The following is a 24,841-nucleotide window of genomic DNA, read 5'->3' on the forward strand; positions in this document are numbered from 1 at the left end:
TTTACGGTCACTTATGCGGTCACTTGTAAAATTAATTGCTTTAAACCAGACATAAGAATAAACATCAACCTTATTCTATAAAAGCAAATGATTGAAATATAAAACAAAAATTATATTTATTTCAAAATTTCCTATTCACTTACATTTTTTACGCTGTTGATTTGGCGTTATAAAGGAGGCAGTCATGGCCATTGGCTTATTTATTTTGGCAGTAATCATTCAATTAGCCATGGTGTTGGCCATCTTTTTGTTGTCTTTATCACGTGTTACTGGCAGTGTTGTTGCCCTGATCACCGTCCTTGTCACCGCCTTTATCAGTCCATGGTCGCTTATTTTAGGCATACCGCTAGCACTACTTTGCCTAGTCCTACTCATCGCTCCTATTCGTCAAACACTGATCACCAAACCCGTTTATAAAACCTTGGGCGGTGCGATGCCTAGTATGAGTGATACGGAGCGTGAAGCCCTTGATGCTGGTACCAGCTGGTGGGAAAAAGAGCTGTTTATGGGTGCGCCAGATTGGGATACCTTTGCTGAATACCCTTATCCTCAATTATCAGCAGAAGAACAAAGCTTTATTGATAATGAAGTAGAAGCGCTATGTATGATGCTCGATGAGTGGCAAATCCACCATGAAGATAAAGAGCTGTCACCAGAGGCGTGGCTGTTTATCAAAGCCAATGGCTTTTTGGGATTAATCATACCGAAAGAATATGGCGGTTTAGAATTTAGCTCTTATGCCCAAAGTCGCGTGATGAGTAAAATCGCTTCGCGCTCACCGACCGCCGCAGTGACCTGTATGGTACCGAACTCGCTCGGTCCTGGTGAGCTATTGATGCACTACGGGACTGATGAGCAAAAGCAACGTTGGTTACCCGGTCTTGCTAAAGGTGAGGAAATTCCCTGCTTTGGTTTGACTGGTCCAGAAGCTGGCTCTGACGCAGGCGCCATCCCTGATACCGGTGTGGTTTGTTATGGGTTGCATGAAGGCGAGCAAGTACTCGGTCTGCGTATGAATTTCTCTAAGCGCTGGATTACATTGGCACCTATCGCCACGGTCGTTGGTTTGGCCTTTAAAATGCATGACCCAGAAGGTTTGCTTGGTAATCTAGAAAAAACGGATTATGGTATTACTTGTGCGTTAGTGCCTGCTAACCATGAAGGGGTGATTATAGGCCCCCGTCACAATCCAATCGGCTCACCCTTTATGAATGGTACCGTCGATGGTAACGATGTGTTTATACCGTTAGATTATATTATCGGTGGCGTTGAAAATGCCGGACGCGGTTGGCGTATGCTGATGGAATGTTTGGGTGTTGGACGCGGTATTTCGTTGCCAGCTTTATCAACTTCAGCCAGTGAAATGACCTACTTAACTGTTGGTGCTTTTGCCAAAGTTCGTGAACAATTTAAAATCTCCGTCGGTAAATTCGAAGGCGTGCAAGATGCCACTAGTCGTATGGCCAGTAACACTTATATGTTAGAAGCCTTTCGTCATTTGGTCACCTGTGGTCTAAACCAAGGTGGTACACCATCCGTTATGACGGCAATGGCAAAATACTATGCGACTGAAACCATGCGCGAGGTAATCAATGACGGTATGGATGTCGTTGGTGGTCGCGCAGTGCAAATGGGACCTCGTAACTTTTTAGCGATTCCTTACCAAGCGATTCCTGTATCTATTACCGTTGAGGGTGCCAATATATTGACGCGCTCATTGATGATCTTTGGTCAAGGGGCGATGCGTTGCCACCCTTATCTATTCGATGAATTGCAACTGTTGCAAAGCGAAGATAAAGAAGGCGCACTCAAGCAGTTCGATACTCTATTCTTTAAGCATCTAGGTTATACCTTTAATCGCGGGGCAAAAGCATTTGTGGCAGGTTATGTCGGTGGTAGCAATCATGCACCAAGTTTTGCCGATAGCTTTACCCGTCCTTATTACAAGAACATTAACCGCTTGAGCGCAGGTTTTTCTTTAACAGCAGATATGGCATTAGGGTTGCTCGCTGGTGATCTAAAACGTAAAGAAATGCTCTCTGGGCGCTTGGCAGATATCCATGCCCACCTATTTATCTGTACAGCGATTTTACAATTTTATGAATATGGCAGCAAATCAGCAGCCGAACGCTTGCACGCTGAAGTGGCATTAAAAGATAGCCTTTATACCATTCAAGAAGCGTTTATTGCTTTATTTGCCAACTTCCCTAATCGCATGGCGGCCAGTGTGGTCAGCTTTGTGACTTTCCCAAGTGGTCGTATCTTTGCACCAGTAAGCGATGAGCTGAAACGCAAATTGGGCGATACCTTTATGGATGATTTTGCAGCCAACCCCTTCCGCGACTATCTCAAAACAATGGTTTATTACAATACTGAGCCAGATGATGTTACGGGGCGTATGGAGCATGCCTATCAAATGCTGCTCGAAGTTGAACCTTTATGGCAGAAGTTTAAAAAAGCAGAACATAAAGACAGCTTTGAAGGTTTAACCTTTGAAGATCATGTGGTCTACGCCAGTCAAAACGGTGACATTACTGAAGAAGAGGCGGAGCAGCTGATAACCTATAATGCGGTACGCTATGATTCATTATTGACCGATGTATTTGATATGCATTTATCTAAAGCTCAAGAACGTGATAATCCGCACAGTTTAGAAAATGCCGTGCATAAGCTGACAGACTATGCACAACTAAAAAACGATGCCCAATTGAAAAATGATGCACAGCTAAAGCATGATTTACCTACGGATAATATCGAGCAGATGCCTGATCATGTGGCACCAGTGACAGATGTTGAACAACCGACGGGAGATACCAATCCTGACCATGGCTATGAAAGTGATGGTGACGTAAAGATGGTCAATGAACAAGATACAGTCGAGGAAACTCGCGCACAAACAAACTTCAATGAGTCAAACCCTGAAGCACAAGCACTTAACCCTCGTCACCGTGATGCTGAATCACACCTAAGCGAGCGCATGAGCTACAACCATCGCCTAGACAATAACTCTGCTAAACCAGATAGTTTAAAAGCCGATAATACACAGCAAACAGAGAGTAGTGACCCTACATGGAAAGATGGTTTGCGCCGTGATAAAAACGACAATGTCTAACCATGATTAGTCTAGCTATATTCATTTAATTGCATTCATTTAATTGTAGTCATTTAAGTAAGCGAGATGCTCTCATCAGAGTCATCTCGCTTTTTTATTTAACCGCTCACATTACTTTTCAATATTTATTCAACATCTCTTAATTCCCTCAATTTTATATAAATTTTTGACGGATGAAAAATCTCGAACATAACCTGCCCATAATGTCACGTTATTTAAATCATAAAAAATTCTTGCAGTATCCCCAACAATTCTTTTATATTGTCCCCAAAATCTGACTTGATGGTCAGGTAACAAATTAATAGATGTCATAAAAGTCATAGTACAAGCGACATTGCACTCATGTTGATTGCGATATCTCATTTATTTCTGTGCGTGACAGATACCAAGGGTAGAGTTTATGTGGAAAAATATGGGTCTAACGGGCAAGATTATTGTTGCCATGGTGCTGGGTATTATCCTGGGTTTGGTTATAAACTATTCTGGCATGAACGCCGAAGGTAGCTTCGTTAATACTTATGTTACCAATGGTTTTTTTGCCATCATCGGTAAGCTATTTGTTAACTCACTCAAAATGCTCGTTGTGCCATTGGTTTTGATTTCGCTTATCTGCGGCGTGTGCGGTATCGGTGATATTCGTCTATTGGGACGTATTGGTGGCAAAACATTTTTCATCTATATGGTGACCACAGCCCTAGCGATTACTACTGCTATCGGGCTTGGTTCACTATTTGGTATTGGTAAGGGCATGCAAATCGAAACCAAGTCGGTTTTCGAAGCAGAGTCAGCGCCTCCCCTCCTTGATGTCTTCTCTAATATTATCCCCTCCAACCCCATCAGCGCGATGGCAAATGGCGATATGCTATCGATTATCTTTTTTGCGATGTTAATCGGTATTAGTATTTTAATGGTGGGTAAGCCTGCAAAAGGTTTGGTACAAAGCTTAGAGCTTATTAATGAAGTCATCTTGAAAATGGTGACCATCATTATGAATTTAGCGCCGTATGGTGTCTTTGCGCTGTTAACCAAAGCGATGGCAGAGCTGGGATTAGATCTTATCTGGTCACTACTAGGTTATGTCGCTGTCTTGGTTGGTGCACTCTTCTTTCACTTTTTTGTCACCATGATGGTAATACTTAAGCTGACTTCAGGTTTGTCGATTAGAACTTTTTTGGCAAAAATGCGCGAAGTACAAATCTTTGCCTTTAGTACCTCAAGCTCGAACGCCACGATTCCAATCACCCTACGCACGGTCACCAAGCGCATGGGCGTTAATAACTCAGTGGCTTCCTTTACCATTCCATTTGGTGCGACCATCAATATGGACGGCACAGCAATCATGCAAGGTACGGCGACTATCTTTATCGCCAATCTGTATGGTGTTCAATTAGGAATCACCGGATACCTGACCGTTATCTTGATGTCAGTGCTCGCCTCTATCGGTACCGCAGGCGTGCCGGGTGTGGGTCTGATTATGTTATCGATGGTATTTGCCCAAGTCGGTCTCCCTATTGAAGGTATTGGTCTGATTTTAGGGGTTGACCGTATTCTTGATATGTTGCGTACGGCAGTGAACGTTGGTGGCGACGCAGCCGTTACAGTAATCGTTGCAAAGTCAGAAGGTGAGATGGATTTGGCTATTTATAACGATCCTGATGCGGGTGCGAAAGAGATGTTTGATGGCCATATCGATGCAGACAGCGAGCGTGAATTATCAGCAGTCTTTCACGATGGCATCATAGGCAGCGAATATGATGATATTAAGCGTGGCTAATTGTGATTGATAAAGCCATATGCATAAGATAAAAATAAACCTCAGCCCATTGGACTGAGGTTTATTGTTTTACACGGCTAATGAAATTTTAGGATTGCCATCAATTAACCAAGCACATACTTAGTGAGCATCGCCAGACATACCAATACAATCATTGGGCGAATAAGTTTACTACCACCTTTAACCACCATATGTGAGCCGAAATAAGCCCCTATCGTCTGCCCGACCATCATCGCCAGCCCCACTTTCCATAAGACATTACCGCCCAAGATAAAAAATATTAACGAGCCAATATTGGTAGATAAGTTAAGCACCTTTGCCGCGCCTGTCGCTTCGATAATTTTTCGACCGCGCAGCGCCACATTTCCAAGCGCAAAAAACATGCCGGTTCCCGGTCCCATATAACCATCATAGAAGCCAATCAAGGGGGCAGCCACTTTTTGCCAAGCGCCCTCTGAGATTCGTGGTGCAGCTTCCACTTCGCCAAGTTTGGGAGCGAATAATGTATAAATACCAATCGCGGCAATCAAAAATGGAATGAGCTTCTCTAGTAAATCCGGCGGTGATAACTGTACTGCAATTGACCCAAAGATAGAACCAATAAAAGCGGCAATAATTGCTATTTTTATATTTTTGGGTTTTACCACGCCCTTTCTAATCATAGTAATGGACGCAGCCAACGCGCCTGAAGCCGCTTGTAGCTTATTGGTGCCCAATGTCAGCACAGGCGGAATATTGGCAAGCAGCATGGCGGGAATCGTCAATAAACCACCGCCACCAGCAATGGCATCGATGAAACCTGCCAGCGCGGCCACGGCCGTCAACATTAAAATAACCTCAATAGAAAGCGATAAGTCCATGACACTGACCTTTAAAATTTATGATATAAGAGAAGTAAGCCTTAGAATATTAGGCTGAGAATATGATGACTAATTAAGTGGTGAATGTTTTGATAAGCACTATTTTGACAATTGCTATTTTTATAAGCGCTTTTTTAATAAAGGTTATTTCAATAATAGCCAAGTCTGATACTAGTAATTGTTTAAAGCCGCTCATTATAAAGATAAAAGCGTAAAAAAAGCCAAAAACCTAGCAAAGTCTGCTAGATTTGTCGTATGAGGTTTTTTCGCATCAAAATGTTTTTTTGTAGGTATTTTTTCTTATAAACATTCAGTCTTCAAGGAAGAAGCAGAAATAGGTTTAACGTATTTAATTGTCTATATTGCTAATATTGTGAGAAACTAGGGCTACCTATTTACCGCATTGTTATTTATGACAGTCCATAGCAATGCGGTAGAAAAAAGCGAAATAGGCACTTGAATTTCTTGAATGATTTAGTACGTTTTATTTAGTTAATGAGGATAATATGGCAATACAAAGAGTTAGAGCGTTTTTCAACCTCGAGGCGTCGGGCGGCATTGTTTTAGCGCTGGCAGCTATCGCGGCAATGATTATTGCTAATACGTCTCTTAATACTTGGTATGAATCCTTTATTCATGCGCCCGTTGCCATTCAGATTGGTGGTTTTGCGATTGCGAAAGATGCGCATCATTGGATTAATGACGGGCTAATGGCTGTTTTCTTTTTCTTAGTGGGTCTTGAGCTTAAGCGTGAAGTGTTAATTGGTGAACTCTCTAACGTTAAGCAAATTATCTTACCCGCAGGAGCAGCACTCGGCGGTATGATGATGCCGGCCATTGTCTACCTACTCTTTAACTATAGTGAACCTGAGTTTTGGAAAGGTTGGGCCATTCCTGCTGCAACCGACATTGCCTTTGCCCTCGGTATCTTAAGCTTACTTGGCAATCGCGTACCCAACTCGCTAAAGGTATTTTTAGTATCTATTGCTATTTTTGACGATATTGGCGCCATTATAATAATCGCTTTATTTTATACCAGCGATTTATCTCTCGGCTCACTGGCTGTCGCAGCGTTGTGTCTGCCATTCTTATATCTACTCAATCGCCGTAACGTCACTAGTATCACGCCATATTTACTTATTGGCGTTATCATGTGGATTGCCGTGCTCAAATCAGGTATTCATGCCACTCTAGCAGGCGTGGTATTGGCGTTATTTATCCCCTTATTTGATCGCACTGACCCTGAACACTCACCGCTTGAAGAGCTTGAACATGATCTGCAAAATACGGTGTCTTACGGTATTCTGCCATTATTTGCCTTTGCCAATGCGGGTATCTCGTTCAAAGGTGCAGGTTTTGCTGAGCTGTTTCATTCGGTGCCACTGGGTATTGCCGCCGGTCTCTTTATCGGTAAGCAATTGGGCGTCATGATCATGTGCTGGTTAATCTTTAAACTGGGTATTTCTACCATGCCAAGAGGCATGAACTTTAAGCAAATCTATGGCGCAGCATTGCTATGCGGTGTGGGTTTTACCATGAGTTTGTTTATCGGTGGCCTCGCATTTGCTGGCGATACGCCACTATTTGATGAGCGTTTGGGAATTATTATGGGCTCAATCGTTTCTGGTATTGCCGGTTACCTGATGCTCAAAGCCACCTTAAAAGATGAAGTCAGTAATACATCTGTGGACTTAACGCATCATAAATAAGCTAAGCAGCTTTTAGTGCAAGTATTGGTCAATGTTGATGATGGGAGTAGGCAATGTGGCCATTTAGTCTGCAACTTGGGTGGCAATGGGCACCACGCTTAGCCATCCTAGGTAGTATCTACATGTTGTCAGCTTGTGCCACCTTATCTAAGCAAGAATGTATGGTCGGCGACTGGCAAGTGATTGGCTATAACGATGGCGTGGCGGGTTATGCCGCAGACCGGTTAGCGTCACATACTAAAGCTTGTGCCAAAGTTAGTATAACCCCCAACTATCAGCTATGGGAGCGCGGTCGTCAACTAGGGCTCAAGCAATATTGCACGGTCACTAGCGCCTATAATGTCGGTCGCCGCGGACGCAAATTAAATAATGTCTGCCCTATTACTATGGTAAATACCTTACAAATCGCCAATCAACAAGGCTTAGATTACTATACCCTAGATAGTCAATTAGATAAGGATAAACGGCTTTTAGAAGCGCGCGAACTAGAGTTTGATAAACTGAAAGACGGTGACATGCTAGACTTTGAGACAGAAAAAGAAGCCCGTGCTCGATTAATATCTTTACCAACAGAACTCCGAGATATTAATCGTCGTATCAATAATACTCAAAAAAAACTAAACGCATTAAATCAAATGAGTAGTGATTAAATTTCGCTAACAAGTGTACAAAACCTGATTATAAGGGCTTGTTATATTTATAATGAGCACTTGATACAGAGTAGTTGATACATATGGATTCAATCGATATGGCTGAAAAAAATAACACGAATACCCTGTATAGACACAGTAGTAACCATCATCAAACAGCTAACACTTATCAACGTCATGGTCGCACCACGGCAATTGATGACCATAGCGATCTGCAAGTATTAAAGCGAATTAAGCGTTATTTACTACCAAAAGACTTTGTTATCTCGCAAGACTTATTAGATGAGATGGTCGCCGGTTACGATATTGGCGATCCCCTAGCAGATGCTCTAGCGGCTGATGGTGTTCGCTTTGCAAAACCATTACAGCAACGTATTATCGACGGAAAAACAGACCATACTTTCGGTGACCATACTTTCGGTGACCATGTTCTCACAAATAACCCCTCATTTAACGCCTTAACCGAGCAATTTAGCCGTCATCCTGATTGGTTCGACCCCAAGCTTGCCCAGATTGGCGCCGTTGCCTATCGACGTTATCCGCTGATGTTGATTTGGCTACTGCGTAATGTCGCCCTGATGGCGGGCTACAGCATCCCTGCTCTGTCACTACCACTGATACAAACCGGCGCATTGATGCACGATGCCCTACCGCGCTTGATGCGTACTTATGCTTATATCTTGGCCGTCTCTGAACATCCACAATCGAATATGAGTGCAAGTAACCACTACAAACCTATCGACCAAGTATTGGCCATTGGCTCTGAAGGCTGGCGGCAATCGCTCAAAGTACGTCAAATCCATACCTTGGTACGGCAGAATTTACTTAAAGGTAAAGCAAAGGCGGCCACAGGCGTGATAGCAAATGCCGATCAACATCACAACCCTGATGGTAGTTGGAACAGCGCTTATTGGGGTATTCCTATCAATCAAACTGACATGATTGCTACCCACTTGCAGTTCTCATTGTTGATTATGCGCGGATTAAGATTACTTGGCGCTCGTATTAGCAAGGAGGAAGCCGAAGGTATTCTGCATCTTTGGAATCTTGCCAGCTATTGGATGGGCGTTGACTTAGATCGCTTACCTAAAGATGAAGCCGCCTGTTGGGAGTGGCTCTATACCTATTTATCCATTCAACAGCTTGATTTTAAAATGGGCCAACCACTGGCAAAAGCGTTACATGATTTGCCGCGTCAACTCATGGGTGAGGACAATCGTCGCGGGCGCTTCGTTGAGATGGTCAACGCCAGTGTGACCCGTACCTTGGTCGGTGATGATATTGGCGATGGGCTGGATTTACCAAAATCAAAAATACGTTTTGGGGTCTTATCTTCAGTACCAATTCTGTTTGCACTCGATACCGCGCGCCAGCACAATAGCACCGTTGCAGATAAACTAGAAGCGTTCCGCGCTAAGCGCCAAGATAATATGAACTGGTGGCTAAAGAAAAACGATGATTATTATAAATAAGTATAACCATGAGGATGATAAGGAGCAGATAATAGTTATAAATCATAACTAAATTAACTAGGTATTGAATATTATTATTACTAAATAGAATATGTTAAACCATTATCAATAACGTCTACAATAACTATAATAAATCCATAAAAGACGTGTTCGATCGTGGTTTTTAATGATTGCTAATATTTATAGGTAACGGGCTATCATCCGATAACCTCTATAACCGTGACTCTTGTATGCGGTAATACCATTCAAGCTGCCGATCAAAGCCCGTTTCCAACAAGCTAGCAATGACGCGTCCTGTTAGACCCCATACCGTTTCACCATCCACTTGCCAGCTTGGCGTGAGGATGGTCGCCGTTTGATCTTGCATCATATATTCTATCGAATATTCTACGGTAGGCTGAGTCAGCAAGGTTTCAAAATCCGCCCAAAAAATGCGTGAGATTTCTCCAAGTTCAGGCACTAACACTAAATCTGGGGCGATAAGCGCCACAATAGGTCGGACGCTCATGCCGCTTTTGGACGTTTGGATTGGTAATTGCCCGAGCAGTTGCACTTTATTGGGCGGTAGCGCGGTCTCTTCGCAGGCTTCCCGTAAGGCCGTGACGACGTTATTACCATCGCTAGTTTCATACTTACCACCAGCACAAGAAACTTCCCCAGCATGACTATTCATATGCGCAGCGCGGCGTGTGAGTAATAACTTAGGATGGCGTTCGTGGGTGATAGCAACCAATATCGAAGCATCAGCAATGGGTGTCTGATATAGGCTATCTAAAACACGCGCGCTACGAGAGGTATTATAAGGGTCGTACAGCACCGAACTGGCGGCGGCATTTAAAGTCTCATGCTGCACCCGTTCAGCCAACTTTCTGATGGTGGGATAACGAATAAAGTCTGGCACAGCGACTGACAACTCATCAAAACGTGCAGACTGCGAAAGGTTTAACATTATTATTGCCTTGTATTTTTATCAGTATCACGCGTCAGTATTAGCATCAACGAAAACTAACAGCGATATAAAATGAAATAGCACTATACATATACAGTTTTTTTATCATTGTACTGTAGCAATCAGCCACATCATAAAAACTGCTATCAACCATCAATTGCTCAACTGTGTCATTCATATATTATTTAGGAAACGCTAGTGGATAAGATTTTTTCATTAAATAAAATGCAGGGCAAAACTGATGATTGCCCGCAAAGGTTGCCATTATTAATCATTGCACTTGCTTGGGTTGGCGGCACCTTTGCTACTGCTGTACTGGCATTACTTGGTAATTGGCAAAATGTCGCTATGATTTTGGGCTCATTCGGTGCCAGCTGCTTGCTTATTTTCGCTTATCCAGAAAGTCCATTTGCCCAGCCAAGAAACATTGTTGGCGGTCATCTAATTACCACTTTTACTGGCTTATCTTTTATGTCTTTATTTGGGATTGAGTGGTGGAGCTTGGCACTGGCGGTCGGTACGGCGATTGCCTTGATGTTATTGCTTCGAGTGCCACACCCACCTGCTGGCTCTAATCCATTAATCGTGATGCTCGGCGGCGTTAAGTGGCATTTCTTAGTTACCCCTACTTTAGTAGGCGCGCTTGCCTTGGTCGTTGTTGCATTAATTTATAATAATATCGGTAGAAACAGACATTATCCCCGCTATTGGTAAATATACATTACAACAGTTGCCCTTCGTATAGACTAGCGCAATCTAGCTATGACCGCCTATACTTTGTGTGACTGACATGTCTGGTATATGGCAGTCATCAGCAAAAGCCAAATAATCTGAGGTTAAAAACATCAGAAATTAAAAAGCCTTAAAAATTAACCTATCAAAAACGAGCTGTTTTTATTATCACTGCCAGTGCGATGAGAATTTGTGTTATCTTAGCTTTAAACACTATTAGCAGATAAAAACCTAATAGGCTATCGTCATAAAGCAATAATTATAACGCTTATAATAACCAAAACCTTTTTTCTCATTACTCGTATTTCTCACTATATAAGGCAGCTGATATGCAATATTGTCTACAATGCGGTCATAAAGCAGAGCGCAAAATACCAGCCACGGATAATATACCGCGTTTGGTCTGTCCAAATTGCCACTATATTCACTATGAAAACCCAAAAGTGATTTGTGGCTCACTCGTCGTCCATAAAAATAGAGTACTACTATGTCGCCGTGCCATTGAGCCACAGTATGGTTTATGGACGCTGCCCGCTGGTTTTATGGAAAATGGAGAAACGATGGCGGAAGGCGCTGCACGTGAGAGCTTTGAAGAAGCTGAAGCAGTTGTCCTCAATCCACAATTATATTGCTTATATGACATTCCTGATATCGGGCAAATTTATAGTATATATATCACTGAACTAAAAGACGGTGCTTATGGTATTGGCTCTGAAAGTCTTGATTGTGCGTTATTCAAAGAAGAAGACATCCCGTGGGATAAGCTTGCCTTTGAAGCAGTACGTCGCACCTTAAAGAGCTATTTTGCAGACCGTCAGCAATTCGATAGCCAGGATAAATTCCCAATCCATCAAGACTATATTGGCAAAGACCAAGCCATCAAGCGCTATTGATATTAAAGCGCTGATTTTTAAGGGCTAGGTTTTAAGGGCTAAACGCTAGCTATCTACAGCGAGTAACTTACAAAAGCAAGTAGTAAAAACCGTTGATAAGAATTATGCTCAAATCTCATCAACGGTTTTTTATTGCCTAAAATTAACCACTTAATTCGAATTGTGAGGATATCATGCTGACACTGCAACACTCTTTTGCGCTACTACCGCTAACTTTAGCCCTAGGGCTGACGAGTATAAGTAGTCATGCTGACAATACCCCTTTAACCGCACAAGAATCAGACCCGCAAACCCTTGGCTGGATGCAAGGCTTTCCACCGCCTAAAGATAAACTGATATCACAACCCCAGTCTGACTTTTTTAGTTTTCCTAAACTGCGCTGGACGGTCTGTCATATCCGTGAGCTGATGCCGACCACTGAAGTCAGTCGCGGTATCGGCGCACCCTCTAAACTCAACTATGAGTTAGATAAAAATATCGATGCCATCACCTTTACCCCAACCAATAGCAAACGCCAGATGACATGGCGCCAATCACTCGATGCCAATTATACTGACGGTATTATGATCATGCATCATGGCAAAGTGGTTTATGAGCGCCAAAACGGCTGTCTTAATGAGCTGGGTAATCACGCCGCGATGTCGATGACCAAGTCAATGACTGGACTGCTGGCAGAAATCCTCGTCACCGAAGGTACGCTTGATGATAAGGCATTGGTTGGCTCAATTATTCCAGAGCTAAAAGACAGCGGTTTTGGTGATGCAACCGTTCGTCAAGTGATGGATATGACCACGGCGCTCGATTATAGCGAAGACTATGCGGATCCTGATGCAGATATCTGGAAATATTCAGAAGCGGCAAGCCCGTTACCAAAACCCAAAGGCTATAGCGGACCTAACGGCTATTTTGAATACCTGCAAACGGTTGAGAAGAAAGGCGAACATGGCGTAGAGTTTAACTATCGGACGATCAATAGTGATGCGTTAGGCTGGATTATTTCACGCACCACTGGCAAAGCAGTCGATGACTTACTCTCTGAGCGCATTTGGCAAAAAATCGGTGCCGAACAAAGTGCCTATATGACTGTCGACGCTAAAGGTACGCCGTTTGCTGGCGGTGGTATTAGTGCTGGCTTGCATGACATGGCACGTATTGGCAGCTTGATGTTAAATAAAGGCGAAATCAATGGCGAACGGTTATTCCCAACGGCAGTCGTAGATCATATCGAGGCTGGCGGTGATAAAGGGGCTTTTGCAAAAGCAGGTTATAAACAGCTCAATAATGGCAGCTACAAAAGTATGTGGTGGCTATTTGATAACCCCACGCCTATATATGCAGCGCGTGGCGTCCACGGTCAAACAGTCTATGTTGACCCAGCAGCCGACATGGTCATCGTCCGTTTTGCCTCATACCCTGAAGCCAGTAATGGTAAAATTGACCCAACGTCGCTACCGGCTTATAAAGCGGTGGCAAATTACTTAATTAAAAAGTAACTGTGTAGAAGTGCAGTGCTTAAACAAGCGTAAAAATAAAAACCGCCGTTTCCAATATAAGTAATGGAAGCGGCGGTTTTTTTATATAGCAGTTCAGCGATTGCACATAGTCGAGTCACTTTAAAAACGATACAACGCTGCTGGGATGAATTTTTCGCAGCCTCTGTCGTGCAAAGCACACAGCAAGCAAGAGAAATTCATCCCAGCGGCTTATGTATATCCATGTATCTTTTTAAATTGAATCTTCTATATCTAACAATTAGCTTTTAATTTTACAAACGTTAAAGCCTAACTCTTTTACCGCCGCTTCTTTATCATAAGGTGCTAATACGGCGCGCACATGTTTTTGCCCTTGCAGATACTGCTTGGCCACGCGCTGTAAGTCAGCAACCGTAACGGCTAAGATGGCCGCACGCATTTTTCGCTGCCAATCTACACCGCGATGATGCAAGTCAGCAAAGCACGCTTTGATTGCCTCGCCTGCTGGAGAGCCAGGTTTATCCATACCTGAGATAATACCCAAGATAGCTTCTTCTAACTGCTCATCCGTTTGCGGCTCATTTAATAGCCATTCGATACTGGCATCGAAGTGCGCAAAGGTCTCAGCGCACTGCGGATCGCGGTAACTAAAGAACTTAAAGGCACAAGCATTGGCATCATAACCTGCGCCGCCGCCATAAGCACCGCCACGCTCACGAATGGCGCTATGCAGATAGCCATTACGCAGGTAAGGCGCTAGTACCATCAAGGCTGCCGTGTCAGGATGATCAGCCGCTGGTACGGTATAAGCACTGGCGTTATGATAGACGTTGGTAGGAACCAACCATGCCAAATCTTCTACATCAACGCCGCTCTCTGTTGCTTTAGCGGGCGCGTCATCACCTTTAATAAGGTCTTCTTCACCATTTAGTGCCGAGTCTAATTGTAAATCTGCAAACTCACTTGGGATATTTGCTTCAATACCAGCATCAGAACGGTTCAATTTTTCAGAAATTTCCGGCGCTTGGCTGTCTTTCCAGCTATCGACAATCAAATTGCTTAAGCGTTCAGTTTGCTCCGCTTCGCAAATAATAACCGCGTGCTTCGGTAAGCTAATCAGACGTTGATGTAAGTCCATCAAACTCGTCGCCAGTTGATTCCACTGCGCATCATCAGTACTCGCATGGGTTAAGAATTCTTTTAATGCATTCAACGCCGGTAGACCGCTGCGCACATACTCTAGCTGCGCTTGACGACTCATACCGCGACTGGCCGTTTGCATCGCGTATGAATGCCCTGAACCGGCAAGGTTAGATTGCCAGCCTGCTTGGCGCTGCTGCAAGATCTCTTTAATGCGTGCATGCTCAGTAAATACACTGTGCTCCATCACTTCTTTGAGCAAATCAATCGCTTCAGGCTTACGGTTAAGCGCACGCGTTGCCACCACAAAGTAGCTGCTAATAGCTTGGCTATCATCAATATTGGTGCGCTGGCTAACTCGTGCGGTCACACCAGATGAATGCGCCGCTTGCTTGGCTTGCATTTCATGGGCGCTTAGCGAATCCGTACCCAGCTCTGACAATAAGCTTAAATAAATCGGCAGTAATGGATGATTAATGACTTCATTAACTGGTAGTTCGGCATTCTTATTACCACCAATCTCATCGGTTAATGGCACAATTATTTGATAATAATATAAGCCGTTAGTGCCCGCTTCATATTCAAATAGCGTACTTTCTGTGCCACTTAATTGTACTTGCTTCTGCGACCCTTGTTTAAAGCTAATATCCGTTGGTACGTCTTCTAGACCAACTTTTGGCAATAAGCTTAAATCATCAGGTGCTGCTTGGCGCGCTGCCAAATCTAACGCTTGTTGTTTTAAGATATCTTTATCGTGAGTGGTCAAATCCATCGCGATGGTATCAAGGCGCGTCTGTTCAGCTGCCGCAAGGCGAGCTGTTTTTTCGCTATCCGGCGTCATCGTGACGCGCACACGGTGCTGATTATCTAACAGGTGCGTTTTAATTAAATTCGGTAGCCATTGCTCATCTTTTACTTGCTCACGTAGCCATTGTAGATGCTCATCAACTTCCCACACATCGATAGGATTGCCATCATGAATCGCGGTACTAAAGCCTTCTAGCATCAAGTTCAAACCATAAGGCATGCTATCGCCGCCGATATGGCGCTGATCAATCTCTATCTGATGCAAGATGGTTTCAATGGTCTCATCATCGACTGGCGCGCTTGCAACCTTAGTCAACAAATCAATAATGCCCTGCTCTACTGCTTCAGCGTGTTCAGGGTTAGAGCCACGTAGCCCAGTATAAAAGACCATTTCATAATGACTGTCATCAAGTCCTAATAACGGACTTGGCGCTTTGCCTAGCGGATGGCTATCAAGATACGCACGTAACGGCGAACCAGCATGCTCAATCAATACGCCTTCTAATAGACGCAGTGCCAAACGCTGCTTCGGATCAGTAATCGATGGCAATAACCAAGCAAGTACGTGATGGGTTTGATCGGGACCAGCTTCGTCAGCGGTATAAGTATCGGTGGCACTAATCGGCGCAGACAAACGCTGCTCTGGACGCGATACGTGTTTTTTACCGGCTTCAAACTCAATCAAAGCATCGTCATGGATTTTTGCTTGGGTCTCAGCGACTGGAATATTACCAAAGCTCATAATCACACTGTTTGACGGATGATAATGACTCTGATGAAATTCAACCAGCTCATTATGAGTCAGGTCTGGGATATCAGCAGGATCACCGCCCGAATTATAGTGATAGGTCGTCGTTGGGAATAAATGATGGGCGACCGTATGATACAACTGATCAATCTCGCCACTCATCGCGCCTTTCATCTCATTAAAGACGATACCTTTAAACTGCGGCTTATCATTTTCGTCTAATTCAACACGGATGCCTTCTTGGGCAAAATCAAGCGGATGAATATTCGGGAAAAATGATGCGTCAAGATAGACGGCAAGTAAGTTAAAGTAATCATTTTTATTTTGCGTGGCATACGGATATGCCGTCCAGTCAGCCGCCGTCATCGCATTCATAAAGGTATTTAGTGAGCGCTTAATCATTGAAAAGAACGGATCACGGACAGGAAATTTCTTCGAGCCACATAAAGCGACGTGCTCTAAAATATGCGCCTCGCCTTTTGAATCCATCGGTTGGGTGCGAAAGCCAACTAAAAAGGCATTTTCATCACTGGGATGCGCCAAATGATAGTGCATCGCTCCCGTTTTTACATGCTGACTGATCAACACATCCATTGATAATGCATCAATGTGGCGGTGCTCAAGCAGCTCAAAGGCTGGATGCAGGGTTAAATCAGCAGTAAATGGCGTGTCAGTCATAGTTGTCCTTATAGATTACTTTGATGTCATCATTGATGGATAACATTAATATAAATAATAGAAAATAGTGAAGTTTATAGTTATAAAGTTTGTCTTTATAAAACTGTATTTATAAAGCTGTGTTTATAAAAGATTAGCTTTATCAAAGCCTCATAGGTAATCTTCGAATTGAATGGCATTTATCAGCTAAAAAGAATTTGCCTAACGAGGTTAGATGGGGCTAATACGTGGATAAGTCAAGACGGTAGATGGAGAAAGATAATCAGTAATAAAGAATAACGCATAAAGATAATACGCATTTCACAAAGCCCACTTAACAGTAGTCATTAGTAGTGTTATAGTTAAAATCATCTGTCACAAGGAGCCGCTCATGAGTTACCAACATATATTACTGGTTACAGACCTAATGTCCGATGCCGATGTGGTCGCCCAAAAGGCCAAACGTATCGTCGATAATCGTCCTAACTCTAAACTATCGGTACTACATATTGTCAAAGACACCATGGTTGGCTTCGGCTATGAGCTGGTGCCTGCCTCAAGCCTATATGATGAGATTGATGATGAGCGCTGCCAAGAAGCACGCGCAAAACTGGCACAATTTTTAGACCGCAATGAATTAAACGTGGTTAATTCTGAAGTGACCACCGCAATCTCAAACAGTGAAGGTATCGTTAACTATTGCCACAAGCATGACGTCGATTTATTGGTCATCGGTCGCCATGAACGTCATGGTATAGCGGCTTGGTTAAGCGGAGCAACCGCGGATAATATCTTACCCAATGTACCTTGTGATAGCTTGGTAGTGAGACTCGATAAGCCTGTCTCAAAATAACCGTAGGCTTATTATTGTCTTATATAATCAGCTATGAAAAAGCGCCGTGTCAATAATGACACGGCGCTTTTTTATTTTTAGCTAAAACGGCGATTGCCTGTCAAGTTTGAGCTTGACCCTGTTCAATAATGTCAATAAACGTCTGCCAAATCGGGCTTTGATGACGGGCTTTATGCCAGACTAACCACCATGTCCGTGACAAATCTATACCCGCCACCTTCACCTGCACCAGCTGTCCTTTGGCTAACTCGGCATGAATGACGTGCTGCGATAAACAGCCAAGTCCAATATCAGCACTGACCATATGCTTAATTGCTTCAGATTGCTGAATCGCCATAATGATTTCTGCATTAGGTAAATATTGCAATAATTGCTCATCAATAATCTGCCGTGTACCCGAACCCGCTTCACGTACTAGTAATGGCAACTTTGCCAGTTGCTCAGTACTTAGCTCATAGCAATGATCAGCATCGTTATACGCTGCAACCCCTTTTAGCCACTTACTATCGCGCTTAGCAAATACCATCAAGGTGTCTGTCCGCCAAGCTCGTTGCTCAATCGCTTTCATATCCGTCGGCCGCGGCATCCCTTCTACTAGCGCAATATCAATATTTAATTGTTCAACCTCATTGACCACTTCTTGGGTATTGGCAATATACATATCGACATTCGCGTCTGGTAGCACCTCGTATAGCTTGGCAAGCAGCGGCGGCAGTACATAATTGCCAATGGTGGTACTCGCACCGATATGAATCTGACCTACTTGCGATTTATGATAATGCTCAAGCGTCAATGCTTGCCCTAAGATTGCTTGCGCCTGTATATAAATAGGATGAGCATTGGGATGCTGATTAAGCCTGCGCCCGACCCGCTCAAATAGTGGCATCTGCAACCTTGTTTCTAATTCTGTCAGCGCACTACTAACCGCTGATTGTGACAAATGCACCACTTCACTAGCACGGCTGGTGCTGCCTGTTTGATAAATACTGACAAATACGGCCAGTTGCCGCAGCGTAATCTTCGGTATAGTCTGTACGGCTTTTTTCATGAGCACATCTATCCCTTATGTCTGTTTTTACTTATGTATTTTTAATAACCTTTTCACTCTCAATTTAAGAAATAACTGAAATTAATTTAATAACCTATAAAATCGATAATTTATATCTTATTAATCTGTTTTTATTATAGATAGTACTGACTTATAATGTCTAGTCATAAGCTTATGCTATTTTCGATTAACGAGAATAGCCAATCTTATCAAGATTAGCAGTACTACCCAAAACATATCAATAGGACAGTCCGTCATGAACGCCTTAATGCAGTCAGTAAATAGCTATTTTCCACGCAAACACCATCTCGCAGGGCTTATCGCCGTGCTAATTGGCAGCTTATTTTGTTTGTGGTTAAATAGCAGTTTGAACACTTGGACAAACGGGCGCATCGTGGGACTGTCATCGCTCACGCTAGCGATTTTAATCGGTATGATACTTGGCAATACGGTCTATACCAATTTTGCTGAGCGCTTAAATGAAGGGGTCGGTTTTGCTAAAGGGCAAATTCTAAGACTCGCCATTATGTTCTATGGTTTTAAATTGACCCTAACCCAAGTATCAAGTGTCGGTCTACCAGCAGTGATGAGCGATGCGTTGGTGCTCACATCAACCTTTTTATTAACCTATTGGATAGGCACCAAATTATTAAAAGTGGATAGAGAAACCACGATATTGATAGGTTCAGGCGCTAGTATTTGTGGAGCAGCAGCTGTCATCGCCGCCGATCCAATCGTCAAAGCAGAAGCGCACAAAGTCACTATCGCGGTCGCAACGGTCGTGGTATTTGGCACAATCGCTATGCTGCTTTATCCGTTTCTCTATCATCTTGGCTGGTTACAGCCTTGGCTAAGCGCGCAAGATTATGGCGTCTATACCGGCTCGACCATTCATGAAGTCGCGCAAGTGGTGGTCGCTGGTAATACCGTCAGTGCTGATGTTGGCGATACCGCAGTCGTCACCAAAATGATTCGTGTCATGATGCTCGCCCCTTTCTTATTGGTACTGTCTTTTGCTTTGACAAAAGGCAATAGCGAAAATGGTCAAACCGCTTCATTTATGAGCCGTATCAAAGAAGTTAAAGTGCCATGGTTCGCCTTTATTTTTATCCTAATCGTCTTGTTGCATACTTGGCTAAATATATCTGAGAGCTTTGAGCGTAGTATGATAATGTTCGACGATGTCTTGTTAACGATGGCGATGTTTGCGCTTGGCTTAACCACCCATCTCAGCGCCATCAAACAAGCTGGCGTCAAACCACTGATATTAGGTGCGATTATGTTTGCTTGGTTAATCGTTGGTGGTGGATTGATTAATATCGGCATTAGCTTTATTTAAGAGGCCAAATGACTTAACACCCTCTACTTCATCTGAAACCAAAAATGCCTACGACTATAATAATAGTACGTAGGCATTTTTTGGTTTATATTCTGATTTAATAACTATTTATCTTAAAGCTCAAACTTTTAACATCAAGCTTTTAATATTAAGATTTTGATATTAAATTATAGACGAAAAAAAACGAACCCGAAGGTTCGTTTTTTATTCATCTTGCTCTAGTTGTCTAAAAAGACAAATTAGATAGCAACGATGTTATGAGCTTGTGGACCTTTTTGACCTTGAGTTACAGTGAACTCAACTTCTTGGCCTTCAGCTAAAGTTTTGAAGCCTGAACCAGTGATTTCGCTGTAATGAGCAAAAACGTCTGCGCCAGTTTCTGGAGCGATAAAACCAAAGCCTTTAGCTTCGTTGAACCACTTAACTGTACCTTTTTGAGTATCTGACATATCGATAATCCTACTTTTTAATTTATTAATGGCCTAGTGACCGGTAACGCTTGCAAATAGCTACTGAACGATAAATATTAAAACGAAGGATTATAACTAATACTACGAGGTAATGATTTGGTGCAGAACTGCTCTTAAGCTTGGAGGTATTATAAGGGCAACATCTCATTATCGCAAGCCTTATCTTAGATTTCGTGTAACTGAAGCTAGATATTGGCTATTTTTCGTCCTAATTGCAACAATTTTAGGCATTTGGCAAGCGGAACAAATATATCGCTACCCCACTACATACCAAGGCTACCGACCATGCCACCCACATCATATCGGCAGGAATGCTAAAAAATAACATCGTTGTCGATATTGCCATCATTATGGTTGCCAACCACTTCGCGTATAGCGGTACGGCGCGGCGATCTTCCCAATCGCGGACATATTTACCAAAATATTTATGATTTATCAGCCAAAAATGGAAGCGTCGTGAGCTACGTGCCCAGCAACCTGCCGCCAGTAAGATAAAAGGTGCGGTCGGCATGACAGGTAATAGGATACCAATGATACCCAAGGCAAAAAACACCCAGCCAAATATCAAAAACATCCAACGCACGGTTGGACTGTTATGTTGATTGGTCTTAGGTCGATAATAAAAAGCTTTCTTTGATTGAGTCATGAGAGTTTTATCAGTCAGTGTTAGACATTAGGTCATTAGGTATGGACTACCTATATAAGCTATCAAAGATAAAGAAGTTGATAACGCAGTTCAAGACTGATTTTGCACGGTTTTGCTACTGATGGGTATGTTTGGTTAGTGATTGAGTAAATGAGTACAACTAAATATTTTAGAATTATTATCTTTAGCATGGCAATTAGTATCAGCTCTGAGACGAATAACATGTGTATTTCGCTATATTTTGGATAGCTAGCATCTTGGTTTTAAGTCAAATGAATGGGATAAAAAAACCGCTCACAGTTTAGGTGGTGAGCGGTTTTTATTGACTGTACAAAGCATTCTCGACAGATAGGTTTTACTTCTAATGCTAGACCAATATCAACGCCAGTAATGCAAATATCAAAAAATAGCCAAAGACAGCCATAATCGCATACATGGTTTTAATATCTTTACCATTGATCTGCATGCTGGCTAACGTATTGCCAAGTTTCAAAATCGAGATGGTATAAAAATAAAATGCTAATAACAGAAGTACTATGCTAATGGTGAATATGGCGATGGAAGACAGCGCGCCAAAGAAAACCACCGTTCCAGGGAACAACGCCTCGCCTTTGATAATTAAAACCAATAGTACGATAGCCACACCTGATGCGGACGCGTGGAAAAATATAATATCGTGCCACGTTGCATCCGTTCTATAAAAACTGGACTCAATATCGAGCCTGTCGCTACTGAGTGCTTTTGGCATAGCGCCCTTATCACGGATTAACTTACGACCTTTTATATTACTTATAGCAATAAGGAGGGTAAAAAATGACAGGGCGACCCAAAAAATGACATACATATTTATCTTTATCATAGTAATTATTCCTAAACCTAGAGAAACTTGATTTAAAAATATCTTGTGTACTACAAGATTCGATATAATATCTTCTACTTATTTCCCTATTTGTATAGTCTCAATTTTTATAGTTATTAATGCTCATCTGTTTATATTATCAGCCCTATCGCTTTGATTTGTAACAAAATGTCTAATACAAAGTTTGCCGTAGCAGTGCTAGTAACTAGCAAGTAGCCTGTTTTGTTTGGTGACTAACATAGAAAAACCGCTCACAGTTTAAATTGTAGGCGGTTTTATTTTGAACGATAAGATTCTGACTTATTTCGCTACCCATCCTATCTCGCGTGCTTCTTCAAGCCAGCTTATATAATCCGACTTAAAAACGTTGCTCATTTAATTCAGGGGTAACTTTCCCAATAGTCGGCGATGACGGCTGGGAAACAATAGTCTTTTGGCATTACAGTAATAGCGATTGGCACTAATATTGATTTGGTCACGCCGCCGATACTCTCACAAGTGGCATCGGTGGGTACGTCATAATAAATCAAGCGCAAAGTATTCTGTGGACAGAGGTCTGAGCACTGGAATGATTTTACCACCTCGATACCATGATGATAGCCAATGACCCATTGCTGCGCGCCTTCGGTTGGCGCTGATTCTTTTTTCTGTGCGGCTCGAATGAGATCGGCGTCTGTCAAAGTGTCTTCATTAGTTGGCGGTGAAACGATAACGCAAGCGCTTAGGCTTAATAACAAGGCGCTTAAGGTGAGAGCTTTGGTAGTTGATATTGTGTTCATGATGAACGTCCTTGTTTACAACCACTAAAGTCGATATTTATAGGACTTTAGCGAGTAGGCTTCCAAGTTTTACCAATATTATGGCACACAAAACTCAATTTATTTATTACTCTTCCTGAGAGTTCAGAATAGACTCCATGATGATATCATTTCTTATTTTTCTCTCTTTTAAGTTATTCGTGCCTTCCTTTGCAGCTATTCTATAGCCATTTTCATAAGCAGGCTCGTTGTTAAAACCATTTAACTTAAGACACAGTTCAGTTTTATCTAAAGATTCTAAATTATCAACCTTTAACAGAGCGACAAACAAAGAGAACATGTTAGCTTTATTAAACCATATAGATTTTTTATCCAGATTCAAATCCAGATAAAAACGAGCAACTCGATTAAAGTTCGTAGTAACCCTATCTTTAAATTCAAAATCCTCTAAATACGTCTCTAGGTATTCATCCACTTTATCGTTTCGATTATAGAATCCTCCTAAGTATGTTGATACCATATTTAAAGTATATTGAAGGTTTATTTTCCTTGAAATATCTCTTATGGAAAATATCCGTTTATCCGTCATTAGTTCTTGAAAAGCAATAAATTCAAGTTTGTTATTCCTTGCCCAAACTAAAAATTCTTTTGGTATATTTGGATCAAGTTTAAAATCTTCACCGTCCATTTCAGAATCATCAATCTCAATCTGCTCACACAAAAACTGACAAACTAACATAAAATATGACGATCCATATTCAGAAGCTTTCTTTTCAATCGCCGTCAAAGAATCAGACGTCCTATTAATTCTTTGGAATATGTCTAAAACTCTAGGATCTGTATTTTTAATATCAAGCTCACATACTGGGATTTCATACTTAAAAAATTCTGATTTCTCTTGCTCATTGAAATCTCTAAAATATCTATTACCTACAGAAAAATCATTGTTAACAAATGAAACTATTGCATTTGTTCTTTGTTGACCATCTACGACACATGAAGTAGATACCATCTCATTCACATCTATTTCACCCTTAGAAATAAAAATAAGTGGAAATGGATAACCATCAAGTATTGTTTTAATTAAATCTTTCTTATGTAATTCTCTCCAAACTAAATTTCTTTGGAAATATGCATTTGTAATTAGATTTCCATTTTTTATGTCACGAACAAGATTTAATAACTGAACAGATCTGATTTGATATGGAATCATTTATAATCCTTAAAGTTGTTATTTTTCCACTTACTAAGACCATTGATTTGCTTTTGCTTGAAATTATCTTCAGACATATAAAAGCAACATGATACACCTGAGAAGAGACTTCTGTAGTCTATAGACATTTCATCGAAGAACTTTAACAAATCTTTCTTCAGTTCTATTTCTGGCATGAAATTATAATTAATCATACCCAGGCTTATTCCATATTTGTATTTTTCTAAATTAGAATTACGAAATAAATGACCTTTTGAATAGTTCCTAGTTTCACTCAATACTCTATTAAAAATATCACAATAAAGCTTGTTATTAATAATAGCTAGGTCAAGGTCAGAAGATCCTGGATTATAAGATGTTCCTTTATACAAGCTAAATCCTAACTTAGCTGATCCACAAACTAATATATCATTTATAGGTACACTAAAATTTAGACTGACTCTGTTTAATATATCGTCAGCTACTATTAAATTTTCAGTGAATGCATACGTAGGATGAACCAAAAAGAATCTTCTGACAATATCATCTAAAGGAGTATCGTTACTAAGACACTCATCTATTTGTCCTTGATAATCCATAATTAACCTTTTTAAGACCTATGAAGAGAATAGAGAGATTGCTCCATAGCCATTAAGCCCTTTTGTATCTTATATAAGATCTCAATCTCATATAAGATAATC

The 24,841-nt window shown here is 41.9% G+C and carries 20 protein-coding genes; 10 read left to right on the plus strand and 10 right to left on the minus strand.

Annotated features, from left to right (window positions below; all coding sequences use genetic code 11):
* Positions 1–184 precede the first annotated feature (184 nt).
* Positions 185–3,112 (plus strand): acyl-CoA dehydrogenase, encoded by a 2,928-nt coding sequence (locus tag DABAL43B_RS12075; protein ID WP_079692616.1) that lies wholly within the window; start codon positions 185–187, stop codon positions 3,110–3,112.
* A 400-nt stretch (positions 3,113–3,512) separates the two neighbouring features.
* Positions 3,513–4,886 carry a dicarboxylate/amino acid:cation symporter gene (locus DABAL43B_RS12080; RefSeq protein ID WP_079692617.1) on the plus strand — a complete coding sequence of 458 codons (1,374 nt, stop codon included), beginning with the start codon at positions 3,513–3,515 and terminating at the stop codon, positions 4,884–4,886.
* A 104-nt stretch (positions 4,887–4,990) separates the two neighbouring features.
* Here DABAL43B_RS12080 and DABAL43B_RS12085 read toward each other — a convergent pair whose 3' ends face one another.
* A complete protein-coding gene (locus tag DABAL43B_RS12085) occupies positions 4,991–5,746 on the minus strand; it encodes a TSUP family transporter (protein WP_079692619.1) in 756 nt (251 codons plus the stop codon).
* A gap of 506 nt (positions 5,747–6,252) precedes the next feature.
* Here DABAL43B_RS12085 and nhaA point away from each other — a divergent pair.
* From nhaA to DABAL43B_RS12100, 3 genes are all read left to right on the plus strand, one after another.
* The gene (gene nhaA, locus DABAL43B_RS12090; protein WP_079692620.1) at positions 6,253–7,455 is read left to right on the plus strand and encodes a Na+/H+ antiporter NhaA; all 1,203 of its coding nucleotides are present in this window, start codon (positions 6,253–6,255) and stop codon (positions 7,453–7,455) included.
* 53 nt (positions 7,456–7,508) lie between these two features.
* Positions 7,509–8,105, plus strand: a complete 597-nt coding sequence (locus DABAL43B_RS12095) for a DUF2799 domain-containing protein (RefSeq protein WP_079692621.1) — start codon at positions 7,509–7,511, stop codon at positions 8,103–8,105.
* An 83-nt stretch (positions 8,106–8,188) separates the two neighbouring features.
* On the plus strand, positions 8,189–9,577 hold the full coding sequence (locus DABAL43B_RS12100; protein ID WP_079692622.1) for an oxygenase MpaB family protein: 1,389 nt from the start codon (positions 8,189–8,191) through the stop codon (positions 9,575–9,577).
* Positions 9,578–9,788: 211 nt separating this feature from the next.
* On the opposite strand, the gene DABAL43B_RS12105 is transcribed toward DABAL43B_RS12100, so the two are convergent.
* Positions 9,789–10,526, minus strand: a complete 738-nt coding sequence (locus DABAL43B_RS12105; protein WP_079692623.1) for an NUDIX hydrolase — start codon at positions 10,524–10,526, stop codon at positions 9,789–9,791.
* 198 nt (positions 10,527–10,724) lie between these two features.
* Between DABAL43B_RS12105 and DABAL43B_RS12110 the strand changes: the two genes are divergently transcribed.
* The 3 genes from DABAL43B_RS12110 to DABAL43B_RS12120 all read left to right on the plus strand — a co-directional run bounded on the left by DABAL43B_RS12110 (position 10,725) and on the right by DABAL43B_RS12120 (position 13,644).
* On the plus strand, positions 10,725–11,240 hold the full coding sequence (locus tag DABAL43B_RS12110; protein ID WP_227516690.1) for an HPP family protein: 516 nt from the start codon (positions 10,725–10,727) through the stop codon (positions 11,238–11,240).
* Between the two features lie 347 nt (positions 11,241–11,587).
* A complete protein-coding gene (locus DABAL43B_RS12115; protein WP_079692624.1) occupies positions 11,588–12,151 on the plus strand; it encodes an NUDIX hydrolase in 564 nt (187 codons plus the stop codon).
* Between the two features lie 173 nt (positions 12,152–12,324).
* Positions 12,325–13,644, plus strand: a complete 1,320-nt coding sequence (locus tag DABAL43B_RS12120; protein ID WP_079692625.1) for a serine hydrolase domain-containing protein — start codon at positions 12,325–12,327, stop codon at positions 13,642–13,644.
* Positions 13,645–13,903: 259 nt separating this feature from the next.
* Here DABAL43B_RS12120 and DABAL43B_RS12125 read toward each other — a convergent pair whose 3' ends face one another.
* Positions 13,904–16,996 (minus strand): insulinase family protein, encoded by a 3,093-nt coding sequence (locus tag DABAL43B_RS12125; RefSeq protein WP_079692626.1) that lies wholly within the window; start codon positions 16,994–16,996, stop codon positions 13,904–13,906.
* 370 nt (positions 16,997–17,366) lie between these two features.
* Between DABAL43B_RS12125 and DABAL43B_RS12130 the strand changes: the two genes are divergently transcribed.
* Positions 17,367–17,828, plus strand: a complete 462-nt coding sequence (locus tag DABAL43B_RS12130) for a universal stress protein (protein ID WP_079692627.1) — start codon at positions 17,367–17,369, stop codon at positions 17,826–17,828.
* 100 nt (positions 17,829–17,928) lie between these two features.
* Here the strand turns inward: DABAL43B_RS12130 and DABAL43B_RS12135 are convergent, their stop codons facing one another.
* The gene (locus DABAL43B_RS12135) at positions 17,929–18,876 is read right to left on the minus strand and encodes a LysR substrate-binding domain-containing protein (RefSeq protein WP_079692629.1); all 948 of its coding nucleotides are present in this window, start codon (positions 18,874–18,876) and stop codon (positions 17,929–17,931) included.
* Between the two features lie 256 nt (positions 18,877–19,132).
* On the opposite strand from DABAL43B_RS12135, the gene DABAL43B_RS12140 reads away from it, so the two are divergent.
* Positions 19,133–20,215: a YeiH family protein gene (locus tag DABAL43B_RS12140; protein ID WP_079692630.1), complete on the plus strand. Its 1,083-nt coding sequence runs from the start codon at positions 19,133–19,135 to the stop codon at positions 20,213–20,215.
* A 239-nt stretch (positions 20,216–20,454) separates the two neighbouring features.
* Here the strand turns inward: DABAL43B_RS12140 and DABAL43B_RS12145 are convergent, their stop codons facing one another.
* From DABAL43B_RS12145 to DABAL43B_RS12170, 6 genes are all read right to left on the minus strand, one after another.
* Entirely contained in the window at positions 20,455–20,664 is a 210-nt protein-coding gene (locus DABAL43B_RS12145; protein WP_010201661.1) for a cold-shock protein, read from the minus strand.
* Positions 20,665–20,908: 244 nt separating this feature from the next.
* Complete coding sequence (locus DABAL43B_RS12150; RefSeq protein ID WP_079692632.1) at positions 20,909–21,331, minus strand: YbaN family protein; 423 nt, start codon at positions 21,329–21,331, stop codon at positions 20,909–20,911.
* 367 nt (positions 21,332–21,698) lie between these two features.
* Complete coding sequence (locus tag DABAL43B_RS12155) at positions 21,699–22,190, minus strand: hypothetical protein (protein WP_079692634.1); 492 nt, start codon at positions 22,188–22,190, stop codon at positions 21,699–21,701.
* A 380-nt stretch (positions 22,191–22,570) separates the two neighbouring features.
* Positions 22,571–22,969: a hypothetical protein gene (locus tag DABAL43B_RS12160; protein WP_079692636.1), complete on the minus strand. Its 399-nt coding sequence runs from the start codon at positions 22,967–22,969 to the stop codon at positions 22,571–22,573.
* A gap of 106 nt (positions 22,970–23,075) precedes the next feature.
* Positions 23,076–24,161: a DUF262 domain-containing protein gene (locus DABAL43B_RS12165; protein ID WP_079692637.1), complete on the minus strand. Its 1,086-nt coding sequence runs from the start codon at positions 24,159–24,161 to the stop codon at positions 23,076–23,078.
* Positions 24,158–24,739 carry a hypothetical protein gene (locus tag DABAL43B_RS12170; protein WP_079692638.1) on the minus strand — a complete coding sequence of 194 codons (582 nt, stop codon included), beginning with the start codon at positions 24,737–24,739 and terminating at the stop codon, positions 24,158–24,160. Before DABAL43B_RS12170 ends, DABAL43B_RS12165 begins: the two co-directional genes overlap by 4 nt.
* Positions 24,740–24,841 lie beyond the last annotated feature (102 nt).

Origin of the sequence: Psychrobacter sp. DAB_AL43B (assembly GCF_900168255.1) — a bacterium.
In the GTDB taxonomy this organism is placed as follows: Bacteria; Pseudomonadota; Gammaproteobacteria; order Pseudomonadales; family Moraxellaceae; genus Psychrobacter.

Coding starts and splice junctions, on each gene's coding strand:
- DABAL43B_RS12075 (WP_079692616.1), top strand. CDS start 185: ATGGCCATTGGCTTATTTATTTTGGCAGTAATCATTCAATTAGCCATG.
- DABAL43B_RS12080 (WP_079692617.1), top strand. CDS start 3,513: ATGTGGAAAAATATGGGTCTAACGGGCAAGATTATTGTTGCCATGGTG.
- DABAL43B_RS12085 (WP_079692619.1), bottom strand. CDS start 5,746: ATGGACTTATCGCTTTCTATTGAGGTTATTTTAATGTTGACGGCCGTG.
- nhaA (WP_079692620.1), top strand. CDS start 6,253: ATGGCAATACAAAGAGTTAGAGCGTTTTTCAACCTCGAGGCGTCGGGC.
- DABAL43B_RS12095 (WP_079692621.1), top strand. CDS start 7,509: ATGTGGCCATTTAGTCTGCAACTTGGGTGGCAATGGGCACCACGCTTA.
- DABAL43B_RS12100 (WP_079692622.1), top strand. CDS start 8,189: ATGGATTCAATCGATATGGCTGAAAAAAATAACACGAATACCCTGTAT.
- DABAL43B_RS12105 (WP_079692623.1), bottom strand. CDS start 10,526: ATGTTAAACCTTTCGCAGTCTGCACGTTTTGATGAGTTGTCAGTCGCT.
- DABAL43B_RS12115 (WP_079692624.1), top strand. CDS start 11,588: ATGCAATATTGTCTACAATGCGGTCATAAAGCAGAGCGCAAAATACCA.
- DABAL43B_RS12120 (WP_079692625.1), top strand. CDS start 12,325: ATGCTGACACTGCAACACTCTTTTGCGCTACTACCGCTAACTTTAGCC.
- DABAL43B_RS12125 (WP_079692626.1), bottom strand. CDS start 16,996: ATGACTGACACGCCATTTACTGCTGATTTAACCCTGCATCCAGCCTTT.
- DABAL43B_RS12130 (WP_079692627.1), top strand. CDS start 17,367: ATGAGTTACCAACATATATTACTGGTTACAGACCTAATGTCCGATGCC.
- DABAL43B_RS12135 (WP_079692629.1), bottom strand. CDS start 18,876: ATGAAAAAAGCCGTACAGACTATACCGAAGATTACGCTGCGGCAACTG.
- DABAL43B_RS12140 (WP_079692630.1), top strand. CDS start 19,133: ATGAACGCCTTAATGCAGTCAGTAAATAGCTATTTTCCACGCAAACAC.
- DABAL43B_RS12145 (WP_010201661.1), bottom strand. CDS start 20,664: ATGTCAGATACTCAAAAAGGTACAGTTAAGTGGTTCAACGAAGCTAAA.
- DABAL43B_RS12150 (WP_079692632.1), bottom strand. CDS start 21,331: ATGACTCAATCAAAGAAAGCTTTTTATTATCGACCTAAGACCAATCAA.
- DABAL43B_RS12155 (WP_079692634.1), bottom strand. CDS start 22,190: ATGATAAAGATAAATATGTATGTCATTTTTTGGGTCGCCCTGTCATTT.
- DABAL43B_RS12160 (WP_079692636.1), bottom strand. CDS start 22,969: ATGAACACAATATCAACTACCAAAGCTCTCACCTTAAGCGCCTTGTTA.
- DABAL43B_RS12165 (WP_079692637.1), bottom strand. CDS start 24,161: ATGATTCCATATCAAATCAGATCTGTTCAGTTATTAAATCTTGTTCGT.
- DABAL43B_RS12170 (WP_079692638.1), bottom strand. CDS start 24,739: ATGGATTATCAAGGACAAATAGATGAGTGTCTTAGTAACGATACTCCT.